This window comes from Streptomyces sp. SID13726, from assembly GCF_010548375.1.
GTDB lineage: Bacteria > Actinomycetota > Actinomycetes > Streptomycetales > Streptomycetaceae > Streptomyces.
Window position 1 is genome coordinate 875780 of record NZ_JAAGLY010000003.1, and the last position, 21298, is coordinate 897077.

Sequence of the window (21298 nt, forward strand, 5' to 3'; positions counted from 1 at the left end):
TCAAAAGTGCCGCACGCCCCCTGGACACCACCCACCGGATGCGGGATAACAAGGTTCATACAGTATTCGTCGACTGTATGCAATGTACCGCGAGAGCGTTCCAACCCCCTACGAAGGGACAGGACTTCGCCATGCCCGACGACACCCAGGACGTGATTTCCGGTGGCCACCTCGTTGCCAAGGCGCTGAAGGCCGAAGGGGTCGACCGCATCTACACGTTGTGTGGCGGCCACATCATCGACATCTACGACGGCTGCGTGGACGAGGGCATCGAGGTCGTCGACGTACGCCACGAACAGGTCGCCGCCCACGCCGCCGACGGCTACGCGCGCATCACCGGCAAGCCGGGCTGCGCGGTCGTGACCGCCGGTCCCGGCACGACCGACGCCGTCACCGGGGTCGCCAACGCCTTCCGCGCGGAGTCCCCGATGCTGCTGATCGGCGGCCAGGGGGCGCTCACCCAGCACAAGATGGGGTCACTCCAGGACCTGCCGCACGTCGACATGATGACGCCGATCACCAAGTTCGCGGCGGCCGTGCCGGACACGGCGCGCGCTGCGGACATGGTCTCCATGGCGTTCCGCGAGTGCTACCACGGCGCCCCCGGGCCCTCCTTCCTGGAGATCCCCCGGGACGTCCTCGACGCCAAGGTGCCGGTGGCCAAGGCGCGGGTGCCCAAGGAGGGCGCCTACCGTGCCTCCACCCGCTCGGCCGGCGACCCCGAGGCGATCGAGAAGCTCGCCGACCTCCTCGTGCACGCCGAGAAGCCGGCCATCCTGCTGGGCAGCCAGGTGTGGACGACCCGGGGCACCGAGGCGGCCGTCGAGCTCGTACGGACCCTCAACATCCCGGCGTACATGAACGGCGCCGGGCGCGGCACCCTCCCCCCGGGCGACCCGCACCACTACCAGCTGTCCCGCCGCTACGCCTTCTCCAACGCCGACGTCATCGTCATCGTCGGCACACCCTTCGACTTCCGCATGGGCTACGGCAAGCGGCTCTCGCCGGACGCGACCGTCGTCCAGATCGACCTCGACTACCGGACCGTCGGCAAGAACCGCGACATCGACCTCGGGATCGTCGGCGACGCCGGGCTGGTCCTCAAGTCGGTGACCGAGGCGGCCTCCGGGCGCCTCAACGGAGGCGCGTCGAAGCGCAAGGAGTGGCTCGACGAGCTGCGCGCCGCCGAGCAGACCGCGCTCGAGAAGCGGCTGCCCAGCCTGAGGTCGGACGCATCGCCGATCCACCCGTACCGACTGGTCAGCGAGATCAACGACTTCCTCACCGAGGACTCGATCTACATCGGCGACGGCGGCGACATCGTCACCTTCTCCGGGCAGGTCGTGCAGCCCAAGTCGCCGGGGCACTGGATGGACCCGGGCCCGCTCGGCACGCTCGGCGTCGGCGTCCCGTTCGTGCTCGCGGCCAAGCAGGCCCGGCCCGACAAGGAGGTCGTCGCGCTCTTCGGGGACGGCGCGTTCTCCCTCACCGGCTGGGACTTCGAGACCCTGGTCCGCTACGACCTCCCCTTCGTCGGCATCGTCGGCAACAACTCCTCCATGAACCAGATCCGTTACGGCCAGAAGGCCAAGTACGGCGAGGAGCGCGAGCGGATCGGCAACACCCTCGGCGACGTCCACTACGACAAGTTCGCCCAGATGCTGGGCGGTCACGGCGAGGAGGTCCGCGACCCCGCCGACATCGGTCCGGCGCTGCGGCGCGCCCGCGAGTCGGGCAAGCCGTCACTCATCAACGTCTGGGTCGACCCGGACGCGTACGCCCCCGGAACCATGAACCAGACGATGTACAAGTGAGGTGAACGCCCATGACCGCCAGGGCACTTGAGGGCATCCGTGTCCTCGACATGACTCACGTCCAGTCGGGTCCGTCCGCCACCCAGCTGCTCGCCTGGCTCGGCGCCGACGTCGTCAAACTGGAGGCGCCGACCGGTGACATCACGCGCAAGCAGCTGCGCGACCTCCCGGACGTCGACTCCCTCTACTTCACGATGCTCAACTGCAACAAGCGGAGCATCACCCTCAACACCAAGACCGAGCGCGGCAAGGAGATCCTCACCGAGCTGATCCGGCGCTCGGACGTCATGGTCGAGAACTTCGGGCCGGGCGCGGTGGACCGGATGGGATTCACCTGGGACCGCATCCAGGAGATCAATCCGGGGATCATCTATGCCTCCATCAAGGGGTTCGGGGACGGGCCGTACACCAACTTCAAGGCGTACGAGGTCGTCGCTCAGGCCATGGGCGGGTCGATGTCGACCACCGGCTTCGAGGACGGGCCGCCGCTGGCGACGGGGGCCCAGATCGGGGACTCGGGCACGGGAGTCCACGCCGTGGCCGGCATCCTCGCGGCGCTGTTCCAGCGCGAGCGGACCGGGCGCGGCCAGCGGGTCAACGTGGCCATGCAGCACGCTGTCCTCAACCTCTGCCGGGTGAAGCTGAGGGACCAGCAGCGCCTGGCCCATGGCCCGCTCCGTGAATATCCCAACGACGACTTCGGCACCGAAGTTCCCCGCTCCGGAAACGCGTCCGGCGGCGGCCAGCCCGGCTGGGCGGTCAAGTGCGCGCCGGGCGGCCCCAACGACTACGTGTACGTGATCGTGCAGCCCGTCGGCTGGCAGCCGATCAGCGAGCTCGTCGGCCGGCCCGAACTGGCGGAGGACCCCGAGTGGGCCACCCCGGAGGCCCGGCTGCCCAAGCTCAACAAGATGTTCCAGCTGATCGAGGAGTGGTCCTCGACCCTGCCCAAGTGGGAGGTGCTGGAGAAGCTCAACGCCCACAACATCCCGTGCGGGCCGATCCTGTCGACCCGGGAGATCATCGAGGACTCCTCGCTGGTCGCCAACGAGATGGTCGTCACCGTGCCGCACCCTCAGCGGGGTGACTTCGTGACCGTGGGCAGTCCGCTGAAGCTGTCCGACTCCCCCGTCGAGGTGACCAGTTCACCGCTGCTCGGCGAGCACAACGAAGAGGTCTACGTCGGCGAGCTCGGCCTCGGCGACGAGGAGCTGCGCCTGCTCAAGTCGAACGGAGTGATCTGACGTGATGGCGGAAGACCGGGTGCTGAGGGTGCGTGCGCTCCTCGACTCCGTGCGGGCCGGGGGACGCACCGCGCTGACCGCGCCCGAGGGCAAGGTGATCGCCGACGCGTACGGGATCGCCGTACCGGGCGAGGAGCTGGCGACCGACGTCGAGGAGGCCGTGGCGTACGCGGCACGCTTCGGCGGGCCCGTGGTGATGAAGATCGTCTCCCCGGACATCCTGCACAAGACCGACGCCGGCGGAGTGATCGTCGGCGTCGAGGGCGCGGCGGACGTACGGGCCGCGTTCCACGAGATCGTCGACAACGCGCGCGCGTACAGCGCGCAAGCGCGTATCGAGGGCGTACAGGTGCAGGAACTGCTTCCCAAGGGGCAGGAGGTCATCGTCGGCGCGGTGACCGATCCGACGTTCGGGAAGGTCGTGGCGTTCGGGCTCGGCGGGGTGCTCGTCGAGGTCCTCAAGGACGTCACGTTCCGGCTGGCGCCGGTCGACGCGGACGAGGCGCTGTCCATGCTGGACTCGATCCGCGCGGCGGAGATCCTGCGCGGGGTGCGCGGCCAGGCGGCCGTGGACCGGTGGGCGATCGCCGAGCAGATCCGGCGGGTGTCCCAACTGGTCGCGGACTTCCCGGACATCGCGGAGGTGGACCTCAACCCGGTGATCGCGACCCCGGAGGGCGCGGTCGCCGCCGACATCCGCGTCATCCTGTCGGACGCGCCCGTGAAGGAGCGCCGCCGCTACTCGCGCGAGGAGATCCTCACCTCGATGCGCCGGCTGATGCAGCCCTCCTCGGTCGCCGTGATCGGCGCCTCCAACGAGCAGGGCAAGATCGGCAACTCGGTGATGCGCAACCTCGTCGACGGCGGCTTCGCCGGGGAGATCCATCCGGTGAACCCCAGGGCCGATGACATTCTGGGCCGCAAGGCGTACAAGAGTGTCACGGACGTTCCCGGTGAGGTGGATGTGGCGATCTTCGCGATCCCCGCCAAGTTCGTGGCCTCGGCCCTGGAGGAGGTGGGGCGCAAGAACATCCCCAACGCCGTGCTGATCCCCTCCGGGTTCGCGGAGACCGGCGAGCACGAACTCCAGGAGGAGATCGTCGCCATCGCCGAACGGCACGGCGTCCGGCTGCTCGGACCGAACATCTACGGCTACTACTCGACGTGGCAGGACCTGTGCGCCACGTTCTGCACGCCGTACGACGTCAAGGGCGGCGTGGCGCTGACCTCGCAGTCCGGCGGCATCGGGATGGCCATCCTGGGCTTCGCGCGAACCACGAAGACGGGCGTGTCGGCGATCGTGGGCCTGGGCAACAAGTCGGACCTCGACGAGGACGACCTGCTGTCCTGGTTCGGCGAGGACCCGCACACCGAGTGCATCGCGATGCACCTGGAGGACCTCAAGGACGGGCGGGCCTTCGTCGAGGCCGCGCGGGCGACCGTACCGAAGAAGCCTGTCGTCGTCCTCAAGGCGGGGCGTACGGCCGCCGGTGCCAAGGCGGCCGGTTCGCACACGGGGGCTCTCGCGGGCGACGACGCCGTGTACGACGACATCCTGAAGCAGGCCGGGGTCATCCGGGCTCCCGGGCTGAACGAGATGCTGGAGTACGCGCGCGCGTTGCCGGTGCTTCCCGCTCCCCAGGGCGACAACATCGTGATCATCACCGGGGCCGGCGGCAGCGGTGTGCTGCTCTCGGACGCGGTGACCGACAACGGCCTGTCGCTGATGGAGATACCGGCGGACCTGGACGAGGCCTTCCGGAAGTTCATCCCGCCCTTCGGGGCCGCGGGCAACCCGGTGGACATCACCGGGGGCGAGCCGCCGTCGACGTACGAGGCGACGATCCGGCTCGGCATGGAGGACCCGCGCATCCACGCGCTGGTCCTCGGCTACTGGCACACGATCGTCACTCCCCCGATGGTCTTCGCGGAGCTCACCGCGCGCGTGGTGGCCGAGTTCCGGGAGCGCGGCATAAAGAAGCCCGTCGTCGCGTCGCTCGCGGGGGACGTCGAGGTCGAGGAGGCCTGCCAGTACCTGTACGAGCGAGGGGTCGTGGCGTACCCGTACACGACTGAGGAGCCGGTGGCCGTGCTCGGCGCGAAGTACCGCTGGGCGCGCGCGGCGGGGCTGTTGGGGGGCGGTTCATGAGGTGAGTGAGCACGGGGTCGGCCGACGGTGCGCGTCGGCCGACCCCGGGACCCGTGCGCACACGAAAGGCATTGGACAGGGGGCGCTGGCCAGAACTTTCGACGCAAGGGGTGCAGACAACGTGACCACTACCGACGTTTCACAGGTCGCCGCCTACCGGGAGGTGACCGACCGGAACGGACGCGTCTATCGCGTCGGCGAGTCCGACATCGACATCATGGGGCGCAAACGCAAGTGGATGGTGATCCTGCCCTGGATCGGCATGATGGGCATCTCCTCCGCCGAGTACGCGTTCGCGTCCGCCGAGGACACCCTGCACACGGCGCATCACTGGAACAGCATGCACATCTTCTGGATGATGACCGTCTGGGTCTTCTTCCAGGCCGCGGTGGCCTTCCCCGCGGGCAAGTTGCGTGAGAGCGGAAAGCTGCCGGCCCGCTGGGCGATGATGTGCGGCGCGGCCGGCACCCTGCTCGGCTATCTGTCGCTGGCGTTCGCACCGCATGTCGTCTTCGCCTACATCGGCTTCAGCATGTTCAGCGGTATGGGCGCGGGCATGGTGTACGCGACCTGCGTCAACATGGTGGGCAAGTGGTATCCGGAGCGCAAGGGCGGCAAGACCGGGTTCGTCAACGGCGGTTTCGCCTACGGCTCGGTGCCCTTCGTCTTCCTCTTCAACGGCTACATGGACCTGACCAACTTCCGCTGGGTGCTGGTCTCGGCGGGTGTGTTCCTGGCCGGGATCGTCGCGTGCTCCGGCATCTTCTTCAAGGACCCGCCGAAGAACTGGTGGCCCGCCGCGATCGACCCGCTCAACCCGCCCGCCGACCCGCGCGCGGCCCGTTCGCTGCGCATGAACCCGCCGGCGGTCCGCCAGTACTCCCCCAAGGAGGCGTGGAAGACGGGCCGGGTGGCCCTGATGTGGTTCTGTCTCGCTTGCACGTCCGGAGTGAACATCTTCGGCATCGCCTTCCAGGTGGACATCGGTGAGGAAGCCGGTTTCGCGGGCGGGATCGTGGCCACGGCCATGTCCCTGAAGGCGGTCGTCAACGGCACCGGCCGCGGGGTCATCGGCTGGCTCTCCGACCTCTACGGCCGCAAGCGGTGCCTGCTCTTCGTCTGCCTCATCCTGGGGCTCGCCCAGTACGGCATCCTCTGGGCGGCCGAGAGCAAGAACCTGACGATGTTCCTGGTCTTCTCCGCGATCTCCGGATTCGGCGGCGGCGCCATCTTCCCGATGTTCGCGGCGCTCACCGCCGACTACTTCGGCGAGAACAACAACGCGTCCAACTACGGCATGGTCTACAGCGCCAAGCTCGTCTCCGGTCTGGGAGCGGGCATGGGCGCCGTGGTCGTCGGCGCCTGGGGGCACTCCGGTGCCTTCGTCCTGGCCGGCTCCATCTCGCTCTTCGCCGGCTGCGTGGCGCTCTTCCTGAGCCCACCGGGACGCGACAAGGAAACGCGCCGTATCGCCCCCAACCCGCAACCGCTCGGCGAGGACATGGTCTGAGATGACGGCAGATCCGTACGCAGCAAGCAGCTCGTCCACACAATCCGACGCCGCACACCGTCCCTACCGCGAGGCGACCGACGCGCACGGCCGCGTCTACCGCATCGGCGAGACCGATCGCGACATCCTCGGTCACTCCCGCAAGCTCATGGTGTATCTCCCGTGGATCGCCATGATGGCCATCAGCGTCTTCGAATACGCGTACGGCTCGGCGGAGGACACCCTGTCCCACGCCCACGGCTGGACGCAGAGCAACACCTTCTGGATCCTCAGCGTCTGGGTGTTCTTCCAGGCCGGCGTCGCCTTCCCGGCGGGCTGGCTGCGCGAGAAGGGCGTCCTGACCGCCCGTACGGCGATGTACGCCGGCTCGGTCATGTGCCTCGCCGGGTTCCTCGCCCTGTCCCACCTGGGCAACGTATGGCTGGCGATCCTCGGATTCGGCGTCGTCGGCGGCCTCGGCGCCGGCCTGGTCTACGCGACCTGCATCAACATGGTCGGCAAGTGGTTCCCCGAACGCCGGGGCGCCCGGACGGGGTTCGTCAACGGCGGCTTCGCGTACGGGTCGCTGCCGTTCATCTTCATCTTCAACTACGGCTTCGACACCGCGAACTACCACCGGGTCCTCGACCTCATCGGCTGCTACATCGTGATCGTGGTCTTCGGGTGCGCGTTCTTCTTCAAGGACCCGCCGAAGAACTGGTGGCCCTCGGAGGTCGATCCGCTGACCTTCTCCGGCAGCGGGAAGAACGCGGCGAGCCTCGCCAAGAACCCTCCGGCGGTACGGCAGTTCACGCCGAAGGAGGCCATCAGGACCGGCATGCTGCCGCTGATGTGGCTGTCGATCGTCCTGACCGCCGGGGTGTCGATCTTCGGGATCTCCTTCCAGGTGGACTACGCCAAGGACGTCGGCTTCGGACCGCTCGTCGCGGCCTCGTCCATGGGCGTCATGGCGGTCATCAACGGCATCGGCCGCGGGGTCGTGGGCTGGCTGTCCGACAAGTGGGGCCGCAAGTCCACCCTGGTGTTCGTCATCGTCGTCCTGGGTCTCGCCCAGTTCGGCGTGATCTGGGCCGGTGACGTGAAGAGCGAGTGGCTGTTCCTGTTCTTCGCGTTCCTCTCCGGCTTCGGCGGCGGCGCGTTCTACCCGCTGTTCGCGGCGCTGACCCCGGACTACTTCGGGGAGAACTACAACGCCTCCAACTACGGGCTGGTGTACAGCGGCAAGCTGGTCAGCGGCCTGTTCGGGGGCGGCCTCGGCTCCATGGTGGTCGCGTCCTGGGGCTACGACGGGGCGTACGCCCTCGCGGGCGGCGTCTCGATGGTGGCGGCGGCGATCGCGCTGCTGCTGCGCCGGCCCGGGCATCCCGCGGGGGTGACCGAGCCGCAGCCCGCGAGCTGAACCCGCTCGCATGTGAGGAGGCCCTCCCCGGTCCGGTTCGCTCCCGGCATCGGAGAGGGCCTCCTCACGTGCGCCTGCCTGCCGTCAGCACTTCTCCTTCAGCGAGTGCAGGTACGCGCTCGAACGGCGGGCGAAGGTGAAGGACTCGGTGGGCTGGTCGTGCTCCACCTGCCAGTGGTGGGCGAGCCGCTCGCCCTTGAGCCGGGTGACGGCAGAGATGAACCGCTGGTAGTCGATGTCGCCGTCGCCGACGTCGACCATGCGGTAGCCGAACTCGTTCCCGGGGTCGCTGACACCGTCCTTGACGTGGAAGAGCGGGTAGCGGTCGGGCTGCCTGAGCACGTAGCGCAGCGGGTCGAAGGGCGCGGGCGTGCCGTCGGGCCGCCTGGAGAAGCGGAACTGGCCCGCGTACGCCCAGAAGATGTCCATCTCCAGGAACACCAGGTCGGGGTCGGTCTCGGCGAGCAGGACGTCGTAGAGCCGGACCTTGGGGTTGTCCTCGGCGAAGGCGAACTCGTCGGAGTGGTTGTGCTGGTAGAACTTCATGCCGCGTGCCCTGGCCGCCGCACCGTAGGTGTTGAACTCCTCGGCGGCGCGCTTCCACGCGTCGACGGTGGAGCCGTAGCGGAACGGCCCCGACGCGGTGCCGATGTGCTTGAGGCCGAGGGCCTGGGCGTCGTCGAGGACCTTGGTGAGGTTCTGGGCGAAGGTGTAGGCGTTCGGGTCGCCGGCGTAGTAACCGACGTGGCTGCCTATCGGGTTGAGGCCGTGGTCGCGCGCCAGCCGCTTGAGCTGGGCGAGGGTGATCGGACCGGCCGAACCCTGGGTGTAGCCGGCGAACTCGACCTCGTCGTAGCCGTACTTCTCCAGCTCGGCGAAGACGGGGGCGAAGCCGAGGGTGGAGACCTTGTCACGGAGGCTGTAGAGCTGGATGCCGAGGCGGCCGGGGGGAAGGACGGGACGGCCGCGGCCGTGGCCGGTCGCGGGGGCGGCCGTCGCCGGGGCGGCGGCGCCCAGCAGGCCCTCGGCGGTGGCGCCCGCCGCCACGCCGAGCATGCCGCGTCTGCTGAGCCGGTGGGTGAGTTCGGGGTCGGGCTGGGACATGCGGCTCATAGCTGGAACTCCTCGTGATCTCGGGCCGTTGTCAGTGGTGAGTGCTTCACTGGGAACCAGTCAGGAAAGACCGGCCAGTCGGAGCAGCAGTGCTTTCACGTCGGTGGCCGCGACGCGGTCTCCGACAGCGCGGGGGGTGGAGCAGATGAGGAGCGGACCGTCGTCGTCGCTCGCCGGAAGGCGGCCGTGGCTGCCGCGAATAGGTGACGGGTCGAGGGGCACGACCGCCATGCGATAGCGCAGGCCGAGTTTCTTGCGGGCCAGCGCGGTGGCCGCCTTGACCTTGACGTAGGGGTCGAGCGGATCCATGAACAGTTCGACCGGGTCGTAGCCGGGTTTGCGGTGGATCTCGACCAGCTGCGCGAAGTCGGGCGCGCGGTCGTCGTCGAGCCAGTAGTAGTACGTGAACCAGGCGTCCGGCTCCGCCACGGCGACGAGTTCGCCGGAGCGCGGATGGTCGAGGTGGTGGGCCTTCTTGCCCTCGTCGTCGAGGAGTTGCTCGATGCCGGGCAGGTCGGCGAGCGCCGCGCGGGTGGCGTCCAGGTCCTCGGGGCGACGCACATAGACATGGGCGATCTGGTGGTCGGCGACCGCGAAGGCGCGGGAGGCCATCGGGTCCAGGTACTCCATGCCGTCCTGGGTGTGCACCTCCAGCAGCCCGGCGCGGCGCAGGGCGCGGTTGATGTCCACGGGGCGGTCGGCGCGGGTGATGCCGTACTCGGACAGCGCGACGACGGTACGGCCTTCCGCGCGGGCGTCGCGCAGGAGCGGGGCCAGCGCCTTGTCCAGGTCGGCCGCCGCCTGGAGGGAGCGGGGGTCGTCGGGGCCGAAGCGTTGCAGGTCGTAGTCGAGATGAGGGAGGTAGCAGAGCGTCAGGTCTGGGTGGCGGGTGCCCATGATGTGGCGGGTCGCGTCGATGATCCAGCGGCTGGAGACCAGGTCCGCGCCGGGTCCCCAGAAGTGGAAGAGGGGGAAGGTGCCGAGTCTGTCGGTGAGTTCGTCGTGCAGGGCCGGGGGCCGGGTGTAGCAGTCGGGTTCCTTGCGGCCGTCGGCGTAGTAGACGGGACGGGGGGTGACGGTGAAGTCGGTGTCGGCGCCCATGGCGTACCACCAGCAGATGTTGGCGACGGTGTAGCCGGGGTGGGCGCGGCGGGCGGCGTCCCAGAGCTTGTCGCCTGCGACCAGGCCGTTGTGCTGACGCCACAGGAGTACGTCGCCGAGCTCGCGGAAGTACCAGCCGTTGCCGACGATGCCGTGCTCTGAGGGGTGGGTGCCGGTGAGGAAGGTGGACTGGGCGGCGCAGGTGACGGCGGGCAGGACGGTGCCGAGCGGGGCCTGGGAGCCGGACTGGGCGAGGGACTTGAGGTGGGGCATGTGGTGCAGGAGACGGGGGGTGAGACCGACGACGTCCAGGACGAGGAGCGGGGTGGGGCCCGGGTCGGAGGGCTGAGGGATCATGGCAGCTCCTTGAGGCCGAGGTCCGTCAACAGGTCGCGGGCGAGGGTCAGTTCGGCGGCGATGCCGTCGGCGAGCTGGGTGCGGCCGCGGGGGCGCAGTTCGGGAGGGAGGGCCTGCCAGGTGTAGGTCTCGACCTCCAGGTGGCGGGTGAGGGGGTGCGGGCCGCCGACCAGCCGGGTCAGGGCGGCCTTGAGGACGGGAAGGGTGGAGGTGAGGGGTGCGGCGGGGGCCGCGTGCAGGGGGACGTGGAAGTGGGCGCGCCAGGGGGCCGCGTCGGGCAGGGTGTCGCCGGCGAGGGCGGGGCCGAGGGCGTCGGTGCCGCGGAGCCCTGCGGCGGTGCGGGTGCGGGTCTGGTGCAGGAAGCGGGGTTCGTCGAAGGCGGCGAGTGCGTCGCGGACCTCGGGGAGGTGGGGGTGTTCGGCGTGCAGAGCGGCTGAGAGCTGGGACTTGACGACGGGGACGCGGGCTTCGGTGAGGGCGTCCAGGGCGGTGTGCGGGTCTTCGAAGGAGGTGGCGAGGTGGCAGGTGTCGACGCAGATGCCGATGCGGTCGTGGGCGATCGCGGTCAGCGGGGCGAGGGCGTCGGAGGTGGTCTCGACGACACAGCCGGGTTCGGGCTCAAGGCCGACGCGGACGGAGCGGCCGGTGAGTTCGTGGAGGGCGTCGAGGCGTTCGGCGAGGGTGAGCAGGGCCGTGCGGGCCTTGTCGGCGCTCGCGTCGTCATAGGCGGTGCGCCAGGCCAGCGGCAGGGTGGAGATGCTGCCCTCGGTGACGTCGTCGGGCAGGAGCCCGGTGAGGACGCGGGCGAGGGCGGTGGTGTGGTCGAGGCGTTCGGGATCGGCCCAGTCCGGCTTGTACACGCGGTACTTGACCTCTTCGGCGCCGAAGCCCTCGTAGGGGAAGCCGTTGAGGGTGACGACCTCCAGGCCCCGGCGGTCGAGTTCGGTGCGCAGGTCGCGCAGCGCGGAGGGGTCGCTGACCAGGGCGTGGGCGGCGTCGCGGGCGAGCCACAGGCCGATGCCGAGGCGGTCGCGGCCGAGGCGGCGGCGGACGGGTTCACAGTGGTCGCGGAGCTGGGCGAGGACACCGTCGAGGGTCTCGGCCGGGTGCACGTTGGTGCAGTAGGCGAGGTGGACGGTGGTGCCGTCGGGGTGGCGGAAGCGCATGGTTCAGGCCTCCGTCTTCGGGGCGCCGCGGAGGATGGAGTTGCCCTCGTGGGTGACGTCGGTCGGGGTGACGTCGAGGTTCAGGCGCCCGCTGAGTCCGTAGAAGGCGACGGGGTTGCGCCACAGCACCCGGTCGACGTCGTCCTCGGTGAAGCCCTCGGCCAGCATCAGGTCGGCGACCCTGCGGGTCTTGAGGGGGTCGCTGCGGCCCCAGTCGGCGGCGGAGTTGACCAGGACCTGCTCGGGGCCGTAGGCGCGCAGGATCGCGACCATCCGTTCCTCGTCCATCTTGGTGTCGGGATAGACGGAGAAGCCGAGCCAGCAGCCGCTGTCCTTGGCCTCCTTGACGGTGGTCTCGTTGAGGTGGTCGACCAGCACCCGGTCCGCGGGCAGGGCGGACTCGTGGACGGCGTCGAGGGTGCGGCGCAGGCCGGCGAGCTTGTCGCGGTGCGGGGTGTGGACGAGGGCGGGCAGCCCGTGGTCGGCGGCGAGCTGGAGCTGGGCGGCGAGGGCGGTGTCCTCGGCCGGGGTCATGGAGTCGTAGCCGATCTCGCCGACGGCGACAACCTGGTCCTTGACGAGATAGCGGGGCAGTTCGTCGAGGACGGGTGTGCAGCGCGGGTCGTTCGCCTCCTTGGGGTTGAGGGCGAGCGTGCAGTGGTGGGCGATGCCGTACTGGGCGGCGCGGAAGGGCTCCCAGCCCAGCAGGGAGTCGAAGTAGTCGAGGAAGGAGGCGGGCGAGGTGCGGGGCTGGCCCAGCCAGAAGGCCGGTTCGACCACGGCACGCACTCCGGCGGTGTGCATCGCCTGGTAGTCGTCGGTGGTCCGGGACGTCATGTGGATGTGGGGGTCGAAGAGACGCATCAGGACTCCTTGCCGTGGGTGCCGTCCGCGCTGCCGGGGACGTTCGGGCCGTGGTCGGCGGCCGGTGCGGGCGGGGTGGCCGTGGGGTCGGTCAGGGTCAGGACGCGGCGCAGATCCGGGGGCACGGGACGGCCTGCGGCGGTGCGTTCGGCGGCGTAGTCGGCGAGCATGCGGGCCAGTTCGGTGTCCGCGTGGGCCCGCCGGTCCAGGTCGGCCACCTCGGCGACGGACACGCCGGTGAACAGGCACTTCAGGACGGCGTGGCGCCAGTGGTGGGCGGTGAGGTGGCGGGCGGCGTAGGGGCCGACGGCGGCCGCGAGGAGCCGGGTGTCGTTGGTGCGCAGGGCGTCCTCGACCAGCGGGAGGGCGTCCGGGCCCGGCACCAGGTGGGGCAGGGCGTGCAGGACGGCTCGGCGTTCGGCGGCGGTGCCCTGGGTGTAGACCCGGGTGAGGGCGTCGGGGTCGGCGTGGGCCGCGTGCAGGATCAACACGCGGGCGGCGTCGGCGTGTTCGGGTCCGCAGCGGCGTCCGGCCTCGGCGAGGCGCAGTTCCCACACGGAGATGGGGCCGTGTGTGCCGGGGTGGGTGGCGGCCTCGGCGAGGGCCTGGTCGAGCCAGGCGCGGGCGGCTCCGGTGAGGCGCGCGTCGAGGTGGGCGCGCAGGTCGTCCAGCGGGGTCCGGGCGAGGGTGGTGCCCTGGGGGTCCGCTGCGGTGGTCGCCTGGTGGGCCGGTGAGTGGGTCATGGGGTGCTTCCTTGTGAGAGCGCCACTGCCTGTCGGAGGAACGGGAGGGAGAGTTCGGCGTGGTGGGGGCCCGCGTGGGAGTGGCGGGGCAGTTCGACGACGGTCAGGCCCTGGTAGCCGGTGTCGGCCAGGGCCGCGAGGACCGGCGGGAAGTCGATGTCGCCGTCACCGAAGGGGAGGTGTTCGTGGACGCCCCGCCGCATGTCCTCGATCTGGACGTGGCGCAGCCAGGGGCCCGCGGCGCGGACGCAGTCGGCCGGGGAGAGCGGTTCCAGGCACTGGCAGTGGCCGATGTCCAGGGTGAGGCCGAGACAGGGCGGGTCGCCGAGGGCGTCACGGAGGTGGTGGAAGTCGGCGAGGGTGGCGAGGAGGTGGCCCGGTTCGGGCTCGACTGCGAGCGGGATGCCGGCGGTGGTGGCGGCGTCCAGGACGGGGGCGAGCGTCTCGGCCAGGCGTTTCCACGCGGTGTCCGGGTCCGTGCCGGGCGGGGTGATACCGCTGAAGCAGTGCACGGCGTGGGCGCCGTCGTCGGCGGCGATCCGGACGGCCCGGATCAGCAGGTCCACGCGGCGGGCGCGGTCGTCCGGGTCGGGGTCCAACAGGGAGGGACCGTGCTTGCGGCGCGGGTCGAGGACGTAGCGGGCGCCCGTCTCGATCGTCACGGCCAGGCCGAGCGCGTCCAGCCGCTGTGCGAGGCGGCGGGTGCGGGTGGGCAGGTCCGGGGCGAGGGGGTCCAGGTGCATGTGGTCGAGGGTCAGGCCTACGCCGTCGTAGCCGAGGTCGGCGAGGACGGCCAGGGCGTCGTCGAGGCGGAGGTCCGCGAGGCCGTTGGTGCCGTAGCCGAAGTTGAGGTGGTGGGGGGTGGTTGTGTCGGTGCCGGGGGCGGGGACGGGGCTGTGCCGCGGTGACGTCACGGCCGCGGTCGTGTCGGCGCCGGGGGTCGGTGTGGGCCGTCCCTGGGAGGTCGGTGTGGGTCGTCCCTGGGAGAGGGGGTCGGTCATGTGACGCTCACCTTCCTCGCGAAACGGCGGGCCAGAGGGGCGAATGCGGTGGTGAGCAGGGCGGTGGCCGCGTCGGTCCTCGTGGCCGAGCGGGTGGTGAGGGCGGCCTGGAGGGGGATCGTGGCTCGGATCCCGGCGGTGACGGCTTGTTGGGTGAGTGGGGGTGAGGGGTTGAGGGCGGCGTGGAGGTAGGGGCGGGCGGTGGTGGTCGCGTAGGCGGTGGCCAGGGCGAGGCGCAGGGTTGCGGTTGCCTGGTTCGCGGGGCGGTGCGATCCGGTACCCCCTCGGCTGCCGTCCGTCGCGTCCGCTGTGGGCGGGCGTTGCCGGGTCAGGAGGTGGGTCAGCACGGCCGTCGCTGCGAGGGCCGCGCAGGGGGCGAGGTGGGAGCCGCCCTGGGTTTCTCTGCGGGACACCGTCGTGACGGCGAGGGTGTGGAGGCCGAGGAGGGCGGCGGAGGGGAGGGCTCGGCGGATGTCGAGGCGTGGGAGCTGGTCGGCATCGCGAAGGCGGGGTGAAGGCAGCGCCCGGCTGAGGCCGAGACCGGCGCCGGAGCGCACGAGTGGGACGGCGCCGCGCAGGTCGGTGCTGAGCCCAGGTGCCGGGGCTCGTCTCTCGGCTGCTGCGGCTGCCGCCGACCCGCTGACCGACCCGAGCGTCCCGCGCCCCGCGCTACCCGCTCCCGTTGCCGCCGCCGCGCCCAGCAACAGGTCCAGCCCCCGTGCCGTCGCCATCGCCAACGGGCCCGCCGGAGTGTTCTTCAGGGCCAGGTCGTACGCCCAGATCGTGGTCGCGAGGGGCACCGCGACGGTGAGGGCGGGGCGGCCCGCGCAGGCCGCCAGGGTGAGGCCCGCTCCGGTGAAGGCGCAGGCCGCGGTGAAGGCCGCTGCGGGGTGGACGCGGCCGGAGGGCAGGGGGCGGTGGGGGCGTTCCACGGCGTCCACATCGCGGTCGGCCCAGTCGTTGAGGGCCATGCCGGCTTCGTAGAGGCAGAGGGAGGAGGCGATGGCGAGGAGGGTGCGGGGCGTGGGGCGGGCGGAGACCGCGGCGGCTCCGGCGAGGGCGTCGCCGGGGACGGTGAACAGGGCGGGCAGGCGCAGGAGTTCGGCCCAGGCGCGGGGTCGGCTGGGGTGAGTGCTGTGCCTACGGCTCAGTGGCTCTTCTGAAGCCGGGGGAGCCAGGGGAGCCGGGGAAGCCATGCGGGCCGGGGACTCGATGGGGCTCGCCATCGCCTTGCCGGCGGCGGCCTCGGCGGAACCGTTCAGCGCGGCCGCTCTGCTCGCCCTCACCACTGCTCCCCCGAACGAACCGCAGAAGCAGCGGCAGAGGCAACGGCACTGGCACTGGCACTGGCACTGGCACTGGCACTGGCAGCACCGCTACCGCCGACATCCCCGGCACCTCCGTCCCCCTCACCCGACCCCAGCGAACCAGCACCCCCGCTCCCCCCTCCCCGCAACCGCCCCCCGAACCCCACCAACTCCCCGTACTGCTCCCCCAGCCCCGAAGCCCCCTCCCCCACCGGATCCTTGAAATAGAAGCCCAGCGCGCTCAACGGCCCGGACAGCCCCCGTTCCGCGGCTCGCGCGGTCAGACGGGCCAGGTCGAGGATCAGCGGCGCGGCCAGTGCGGAGTCGCAGCCCTGCCACGTGGTCTGGAGGACCATCCGCGTGCCGAGGAAGCCGTCGAAGGCGATGTGGTCCCAGGCGGTCTTCCAGTCGCCGAGCGCGGGGACGTCGTCGATGTGGACCTCGCCCTCCGGGGTCGTGCCGAGGGTGTCGGCCAGGACGCGTTCCTTGCCCGCGTTCTTGGCGGCGGCCGCCGCCGGGTTGGCGAGGGCCGCTCCGTCGCCGCCGCCCAGGAGGTTCGTGCCGGACCAGGCCCGGACGGAGAGGGCGCGTTGGGTGAACATGGGACCGAGGACGGACCGGAGCAGGGTCTGGCCGGTCTTGCCGTCGCGGCCCGCGTAGGGGAGGCCCGCCGACTCGGCCTGTCCGGCGAGGGCAGGGTGGTGCAGGCCGGTCGAGGGCGTGAAGTTCACGTAGGCGCAGCCCGCGCGGAGGGCCGCCGCCGCGTACAGGGAACTCGGGGGCAGGGCGTCGCCGGTGGGCGCGGGCTCGGTGGAGGCCACGTTCACCACGACCGCACGGGCCAGCCGGCACCGTCGTACGAAGGACCGTATGTCCGCGGCGAACGCGGTGATCAGCTCGTCCTCGGTGCGGGTGTCGCCGGGGAGGGGGCCGCCGGGCCTGATCTCCCGTTCCGTGGCGGTGAGTTCGGCGGCGACGGCGGCCGGCAGGCCGTGCGGCAGGACGCCGCCCGCCGCCAGGGCCTCCGCGCGTTTGGGCAGGGGGCAGTCCACGGTGTCGTGGCCGCCGAAGACCAGGGAGGACAGGGCGGGCAGGCCGCTGTCGGCGAAGGGCGGGGTCTCGGTGATCAGGCCGGTCGGCGGTTGCAGGCCCGCGGTGACGGCGGCACAGCCCGCGACGACCGTCGTGGCGACGGAACCGCGGGCCCCGATCAGCCAGACGCCGACTCGCGGTACGGAAACGGAAGCGGGCATGGGCAGCCTCCCTGTCGAACGTTGAATGCCGGACGTCGAACACCGAACGCAGAACGCAGAACGCGCGCGGTACGTGAACCCCCCGGTGACCAGGGGGAAGAAGACGGTGGGCGGGGGTCCGGCGTCCCCCGCCCACCGCCGCTCAGTCGCCCTTGGCGGGCTGGCCGGACGGGCCGGGCTTGCCGGGCTTGCCGGGCAGTTCCTTGATCCGGATGTCACGGAAGGACACCTGGTCGTCGGCTCCGTGGTTCTGGATGCCGACCTGCCCGTCACGCAGGCTCCGGGCCGGATCGGTGTTGGTGAAATCGTTGATCCTCACGCCGTTGAGAAAGACCCGCAGGTGTTCGCCCTCCACGCGGATCTCGTACGTGTTCCACTCCCCCGGCGGGTTCAGCGCACGGTCGCGCTTCTTCAGGTCGGCGGAGCGGAAGCCGTAGACGGAGCCGGTCGTCTTCTCCGGTACGTCGGTGGCGTCGATCTGGATCTCGTAGCCGTTGTCCACGGCGGACCACGGGTCGTCCGAGGGCGGGAAGCCCACGAACACACCGGAGTTGTCGTCCCCCGAGGCGCCCGCCATCCTCCAGTCGAGCTTCAGGGAGTACGACCCGAAGCCCTGGCCGGAACCGGCGTACCAGAGCATCCCCATGCCGCCCGACGACGTGAGCGTGCCGTCGTCGGACAGGGTGAAGGAGCCCGGGCCCGCCTGCTTCCAGTCGGCCAGCGACCCGGCCGTGCCGTCGAACAGCTGCCGATAGCCGTTCTCCGGGCGGCAGTCGGCCCGCACGTCGCCGATCGCGTACCGGAGGCCGCCCAGCAGGTGTCCCCGGAACGCCGGATCGGCGTACGACTCCTTGGTGTGGCCGAAGCCGGTGTAGAAGGCCCGGCCGCCCCGGTACTCCTGGCACCAGGCGATCGGGTGGTCGCCGTTCATCGTGCCGCCGGTGTACGACGACTCGTCGAGGGAGGCCAGGACGTGCACCCGGTCCCGGGGGTTGGAGCGGTAGTTGTACCACTCGTCGGTCCGGTTCCAGATGCCCGGCAGCCCGGCGGTGGCCGGGTGGGCGCCGTCCTCGACCACCACGTCGGCCGGCTGGATCGCCGGGTGCGACTGGAAGTAGGCGCCGGCGAGGCCGCCGTAGAACGCCCAGTCGTACTCGGTGTCGGCCGCCGCGTGGACGCCGACGTATCCGCCGCCGCCCCGGATGTAGCCCTCGAACGCGCGCTGTTGGGCGGGGTCGAGGACGTCTCCCGTGGTCGACAGGAAGACGACGGCGTCGTAGCGGCGCAGGTTGCGTGCCGTGAACGCGGCGGCGTCCTCCGTGGCGTCGACCGTGAAGCCGGCGCTCTCGCCCAACTCCCTTACGGCCGCCACCCCTTCGGGGATCGAGTCGTGCCGGAAGCCTGCCGTCTTGGAGAAGACCAGCACCCGTTCGGTGTCCGAGGGGTGCGACACGGCGGGTTGGGACACACAGCCGAGGAGCAGCGCGGCTCCCACAACGGCAGTCGTCCATCGTCCAGTTGTGCGCATACGAGTCTCTCCTCTCAGCCGGTCGTGAAGGTGAAGTCGTCCACGTCGAACAGCGCCCCGGTGCCGCTCCCCTTGAAGACGAGGTAGAGCGTGGTGGTGCCCTTGGGGGCGCGGGACAGGGTGGCGGTGACGTCCTGGAAGGTCTCCCAGCCGCCGGTCACCGGGACGGTCGCCTTGCCGAGCAGGGTGCCCGTCGAGGACCCCGCACGGACCTCGAGCGTGCCGCCGGTCCCACCGGACGACACCCGTGCGGACACCGACTCGGCGTTGCTCAGCACGTACGGCGTGAAGGCGATCCAGTCGCCGTTGTTGATGTCGCCGACCGTCCTGCCGCCGTGTGCCGCGGCCTTGTCGATGACGGAGACGCCCGAGCTGGTGCCGAAGTGCTCGGCCTGGCGGTGCCTGGGCTGGAGGACGCCCTGGTCGTGGGTGGTCAGCGCGGCCTGGCCGCCGCCACCGTTGTCGGTGTACTCGGCGTCCATCACGCCGAAGATGTTGGCGTCCTCGTCGTGGCCGCCGTCGGCGCTGGTCCGGAGGGTGCCGGTGCAGCCGTTGGCGGAGGTCACCGGGTGGCCGTGGCTGTCGTGGCCGAGGACGAAGGTGACCTTGACCTTGGCGCAGTCGATGGGCCGGCCGTCCTCGGGGTCGCTCACCCGGACCTTGAACGGGATCGCGTCACCGAAGCTGAACAGCTGCCCTTCACGCGGGAGTTCGAGGGTCACCTTCGGCGCGGTGTTGCCGACCACGATCTGCACGCTCGCGCCGCCGGTGCGGCCCGAGGGGTCCTTCGCGGTCAGGGTCGCGGTGTAGGTGCCGTTCTTCTTGTACTTGTACGTCGGGTTCGCCGCCGTGGACTTGCCTCCGTCGCCGAAGTCCCAGCTGTAGGTGAGGGCGTCGCCGTCCTGGTCGCTGGTGCCCGCGGAGGAGAACCTCACCTTCAGCGGCTTCTGCCCGGAGGTACGGTCGGCCGCCGCCTGTGCGACCGGCGAGTGGCCGTCGGTGGCGTTCTCGATGCGGTACAGGGCCGAGTTCTCGTCGCCGCCGAACCAGGAGAGGCCGTAGTCGAGGACGTACAGCGCGCCGTCCGGGCCGAAGGCCATGTCCATCACCTGGGTGCCGGTCCACGGCACGTCGTTGATCGACTGGACCGTGCCGTCGGCGTCGCTGCTGATCCGCTTGATCCAGCGGCGGCCGAACTCCCCGGCGAAGAAGTCGCCGTCGTAGGCCTCGGGGAACTTCACGGGCGAGTCGAGCGAGGCGTCGTAGTGGTAGACCGGGCCGCCCATCGGGGACTCGGAGCCGGTGCCGAACTCCGGTACGGAGCCGCCGTCGTAGGGGACCCAGGCGGCCTGCACCGGGGGCAGGTCGGTGAGGCCGGTGTTGTGCGGGGAGTTGTTCTTCGGAGCGGCGCAGTCGAAGGAGGCGCCCGAGGTGCCGGTCGCGAAGTCGTAGTCGACGTAGGCATCGTTGTCGCCGGTGCAGTACGGCCAGCCGAAGTTGCCGGGTCCTGTCACGCGGGCGAACTCGACCTGCCCTGCGGGGCCTCGGGCCGGGTCGGCGGCGCCCGCGTCGGGGCCGTAGTCGCCGACGTAGACGATCCCGGTGGCCTTGTCGACGCTGAAGCGGAACGGGTTGCGGAAGCCCATGGCGTAGATCTCGGGCCGGGTCCTGTCCGTGCCGGGCGCGAAGAGGTTGCCGTCGGGGACGGTGTACGAGCCGTCGGCATTGACCTTGATGCGCAGGATCTTGCCGCGCAGGTCGTTGGTGTTGCCGGCGGTGCGCTGGGCGTCGAAGGCCGGGTTGCGGTCGGCGCGTTCGTCGATGGGCGTGAAGCCGTCGGACTGGAAGGGGTTGGAGTCGTCGCCGGTCGACAGGTACAGGTTGCCGGCCGCGTCGAAGTCGATGTCGCCGCCGACGTGGCAGCAGATGCCGCGGGTCGCCGGGATGTCGATGACCTTCGTCTCGCTGGCCGCGTCGAGGGTGCCGTCGGTGTTCAGGACGAAGCGGGAGAGCCGGTTGACGCCGTCGAAGGGCGCGAAGTCGGCCGCGGTGCCGGTCTCGGGGGCGTCGCCCGCCGGGGTGTTCAACGGGGGTGCGTAGTACAGGTAGATGAAGCGGTTCGCCGTGAACTGCGGGTCCACGCCGACGCCTTGGAGGCCCTCTTCGTCGTGGGAGTAGACGTCGAGCTTGCCCGCGAGGCGGGTGTTCCCGGCCGCGTCGGTGATGCGCAGTTCGCCGTCGCGCGAGGTGTGCAGGACCGAACGGTCCGGGAGGACGGCGAGCGACATGGGCTCGCCGACCTCGGGTTCGCCCTTGGCGAGGGTGACCTGCTGGAAGTCCTCAGCGACGGCGGAGGCGGGGGCGGGGGCGGCTCCCTCGCCGGCGACGGCTGCGCCGGCCTGGGGAGCGGTGAGCGTCAGGGTCGTTCCGGCCAGCAGCGCGCCGCTGAACAGGGCGAGGGTCTTGCGGAAGGTGAGGCGTGTTCTGTGGCTCTCGGATCTGGTGGTGCTGGTTTTCCCGTGCACGGATGCCTCCAGAATGGGGCCGGTTGTACGGGCGGGTGCGTACGCCGGGATGCGCCGTCATCCCGGAGAGACGGATGAGGCTCAGTTGCCGAAGGCCGCGTCGAAGGAGGCCGTCGGTGGCTCGAAGTCGTACTTCTTCAGGCTCTTCAACGCCTCGGGCGCGCCCTGGAGGCGGTCCATGCCGGCGTCCTCCCACTCCACCGAGACCGGGCCCCGGTAGTCGA

Annotated in this window: 15 protein-coding genes and 1 pseudogene; 5 read left to right on the forward strand and 11 right to left on the reverse strand. The window is 70.8% G+C overall.

The features are described 5' to 3' along the window. The first annotated feature begins 131 nt into the window (after positions 1-131). From G3I78_RS11215 to G3I78_RS11235, 5 genes are all read left to right on the forward strand, one after another. On the forward strand, positions 132-1814 hold the full coding sequence (locus G3I78_RS11215; RefSeq protein ID WP_164423001.1) for a thiamine pyrophosphate-binding protein: 1683 nt from the start codon (positions 132-134) through the stop codon (positions 1812-1814). 11 nt (positions 1815-1825) lie between these two features. Next, a complete protein-coding gene (gene frc / locus G3I78_RS11220) occupies positions 1826-3058 on the forward strand; it encodes a formyl-CoA transferase (RefSeq protein ID WP_164423003.1) in 1233 nt (410 codons plus the stop codon). Between the two features lie 4 nt (positions 3059-3062). Beyond that, complete coding sequence (locus G3I78_RS11225; RefSeq protein ID WP_164423121.1) at positions 3063-5207, forward strand: acetate--CoA ligase family protein; 2145 nt, start codon at positions 3063-3065, stop codon at positions 5205-5207. Positions 5208-5328: 121 nt separating this feature from the next. Further along, a complete protein-coding gene (locus tag G3I78_RS11230; protein WP_164423005.1) occupies positions 5329-6717 on the forward strand; it encodes an OFA family MFS transporter in 1389 nt (462 codons plus the stop codon). A gap of 1 nt (position 6718) precedes the next feature. After that, entirely contained in the window at positions 6719-8116 is a 1398-nt protein-coding gene (locus tag G3I78_RS11235) for an OFA family MFS transporter (protein ID WP_164423007.1), read from the forward strand. Positions 8117-8200: 84 nt separating this feature from the next. On the opposite strand, the gene G3I78_RS11240 is transcribed toward G3I78_RS11235, so the two are convergent. The 11 genes and pseudogenes from G3I78_RS11240 to G3I78_RS11290 all read right to left on the reverse strand — a co-directional run. Continuing rightward, positions 8201-9229, reverse strand: coding sequence for a sugar phosphate isomerase/epimerase (locus G3I78_RS11240; RefSeq protein WP_164423009.1), 1029 nt, complete (start codon positions 9227-9229; stop codon positions 8201-8203). Between the two features lie 60 nt (positions 9230-9289). Beyond that, complete coding sequence (locus tag G3I78_RS11245; protein ID WP_164423012.1) at positions 9290-10687, reverse strand: nucleotide pyrophosphatase/phosphodiesterase family protein; 1398 nt, start codon at positions 10685-10687, stop codon at positions 9290-9292. Then, positions 10684-11853 (reverse strand): metabolite traffic protein EboE, encoded by a 1170-nt coding sequence (eboE, locus tag G3I78_RS11250; protein WP_164423014.1) that lies wholly within the window; start codon positions 11851-11853, stop codon positions 10684-10686. Before eboE ends, G3I78_RS11245 begins: the two co-directional genes overlap by 4 nt. Positions 11854-11856: 3 nt before the next feature. Continuing rightward, positions 11857-12717: a TatD family hydrolase gene (locus G3I78_RS11255; protein WP_164423016.1), complete on the reverse strand. Its 861-nt coding sequence runs from the start codon at positions 12715-12717 to the stop codon at positions 11857-11859. Continuing rightward, positions 12717-13460, reverse strand: coding sequence for an EboA domain-containing protein (locus G3I78_RS11260; RefSeq protein ID WP_164423018.1), 744 nt, complete (start codon positions 13458-13460; stop codon positions 12717-12719). The genes G3I78_RS11255 and G3I78_RS11260 overlap by 1 nt, the downstream gene beginning before the upstream one ends. Then, a complete protein-coding gene (locus G3I78_RS11265; RefSeq protein WP_164423020.1) occupies positions 13457-14461 on the reverse strand; it encodes a sugar phosphate isomerase/epimerase family protein in 1005 nt (334 codons plus the stop codon). The genes G3I78_RS11260 and G3I78_RS11265 overlap by 4 nt, the downstream gene beginning before the upstream one ends. After that, on the reverse strand, positions 14458-15747 hold the full coding sequence (locus G3I78_RS11270) for an SCO3242 family prenyltransferase (protein ID WP_343243717.1): 1290 nt from the start codon (positions 15745-15747) through the stop codon (positions 14458-14460). Before G3I78_RS11270 ends, G3I78_RS11265 begins: the two co-directional genes overlap by 4 nt. Beyond that, complete coding sequence (locus tag G3I78_RS11275) at positions 15744-17021, reverse strand: inositol-3-phosphate synthase (RefSeq protein WP_164423022.1); 1278 nt, start codon at positions 17019-17021, stop codon at positions 15744-15746. Before G3I78_RS11275 ends, G3I78_RS11270 begins: the two co-directional genes overlap by 4 nt. Positions 17022-17163: 142 nt before the next feature. Further along, entirely contained in the window at positions 17164-18549 is a 1386-nt protein-coding gene (locus tag G3I78_RS11280; protein ID WP_164423024.1) for a ThuA domain-containing protein, read from the reverse strand. 14 nt (positions 18550-18563) lie between these two features. Next, a complete protein-coding gene (locus G3I78_RS11285; protein ID WP_164423026.1) occupies positions 18564-21074 on the reverse strand; it encodes a PQQ-dependent sugar dehydrogenase in 2511 nt (836 codons plus the stop codon). An 81-nt stretch (positions 21075-21155) separates the two neighbouring features. Next, positions 21156-21298, reverse strand: a pseudogene (locus G3I78_RS11290) (sugar phosphate isomerase/epimerase); the annotation flags it as partial.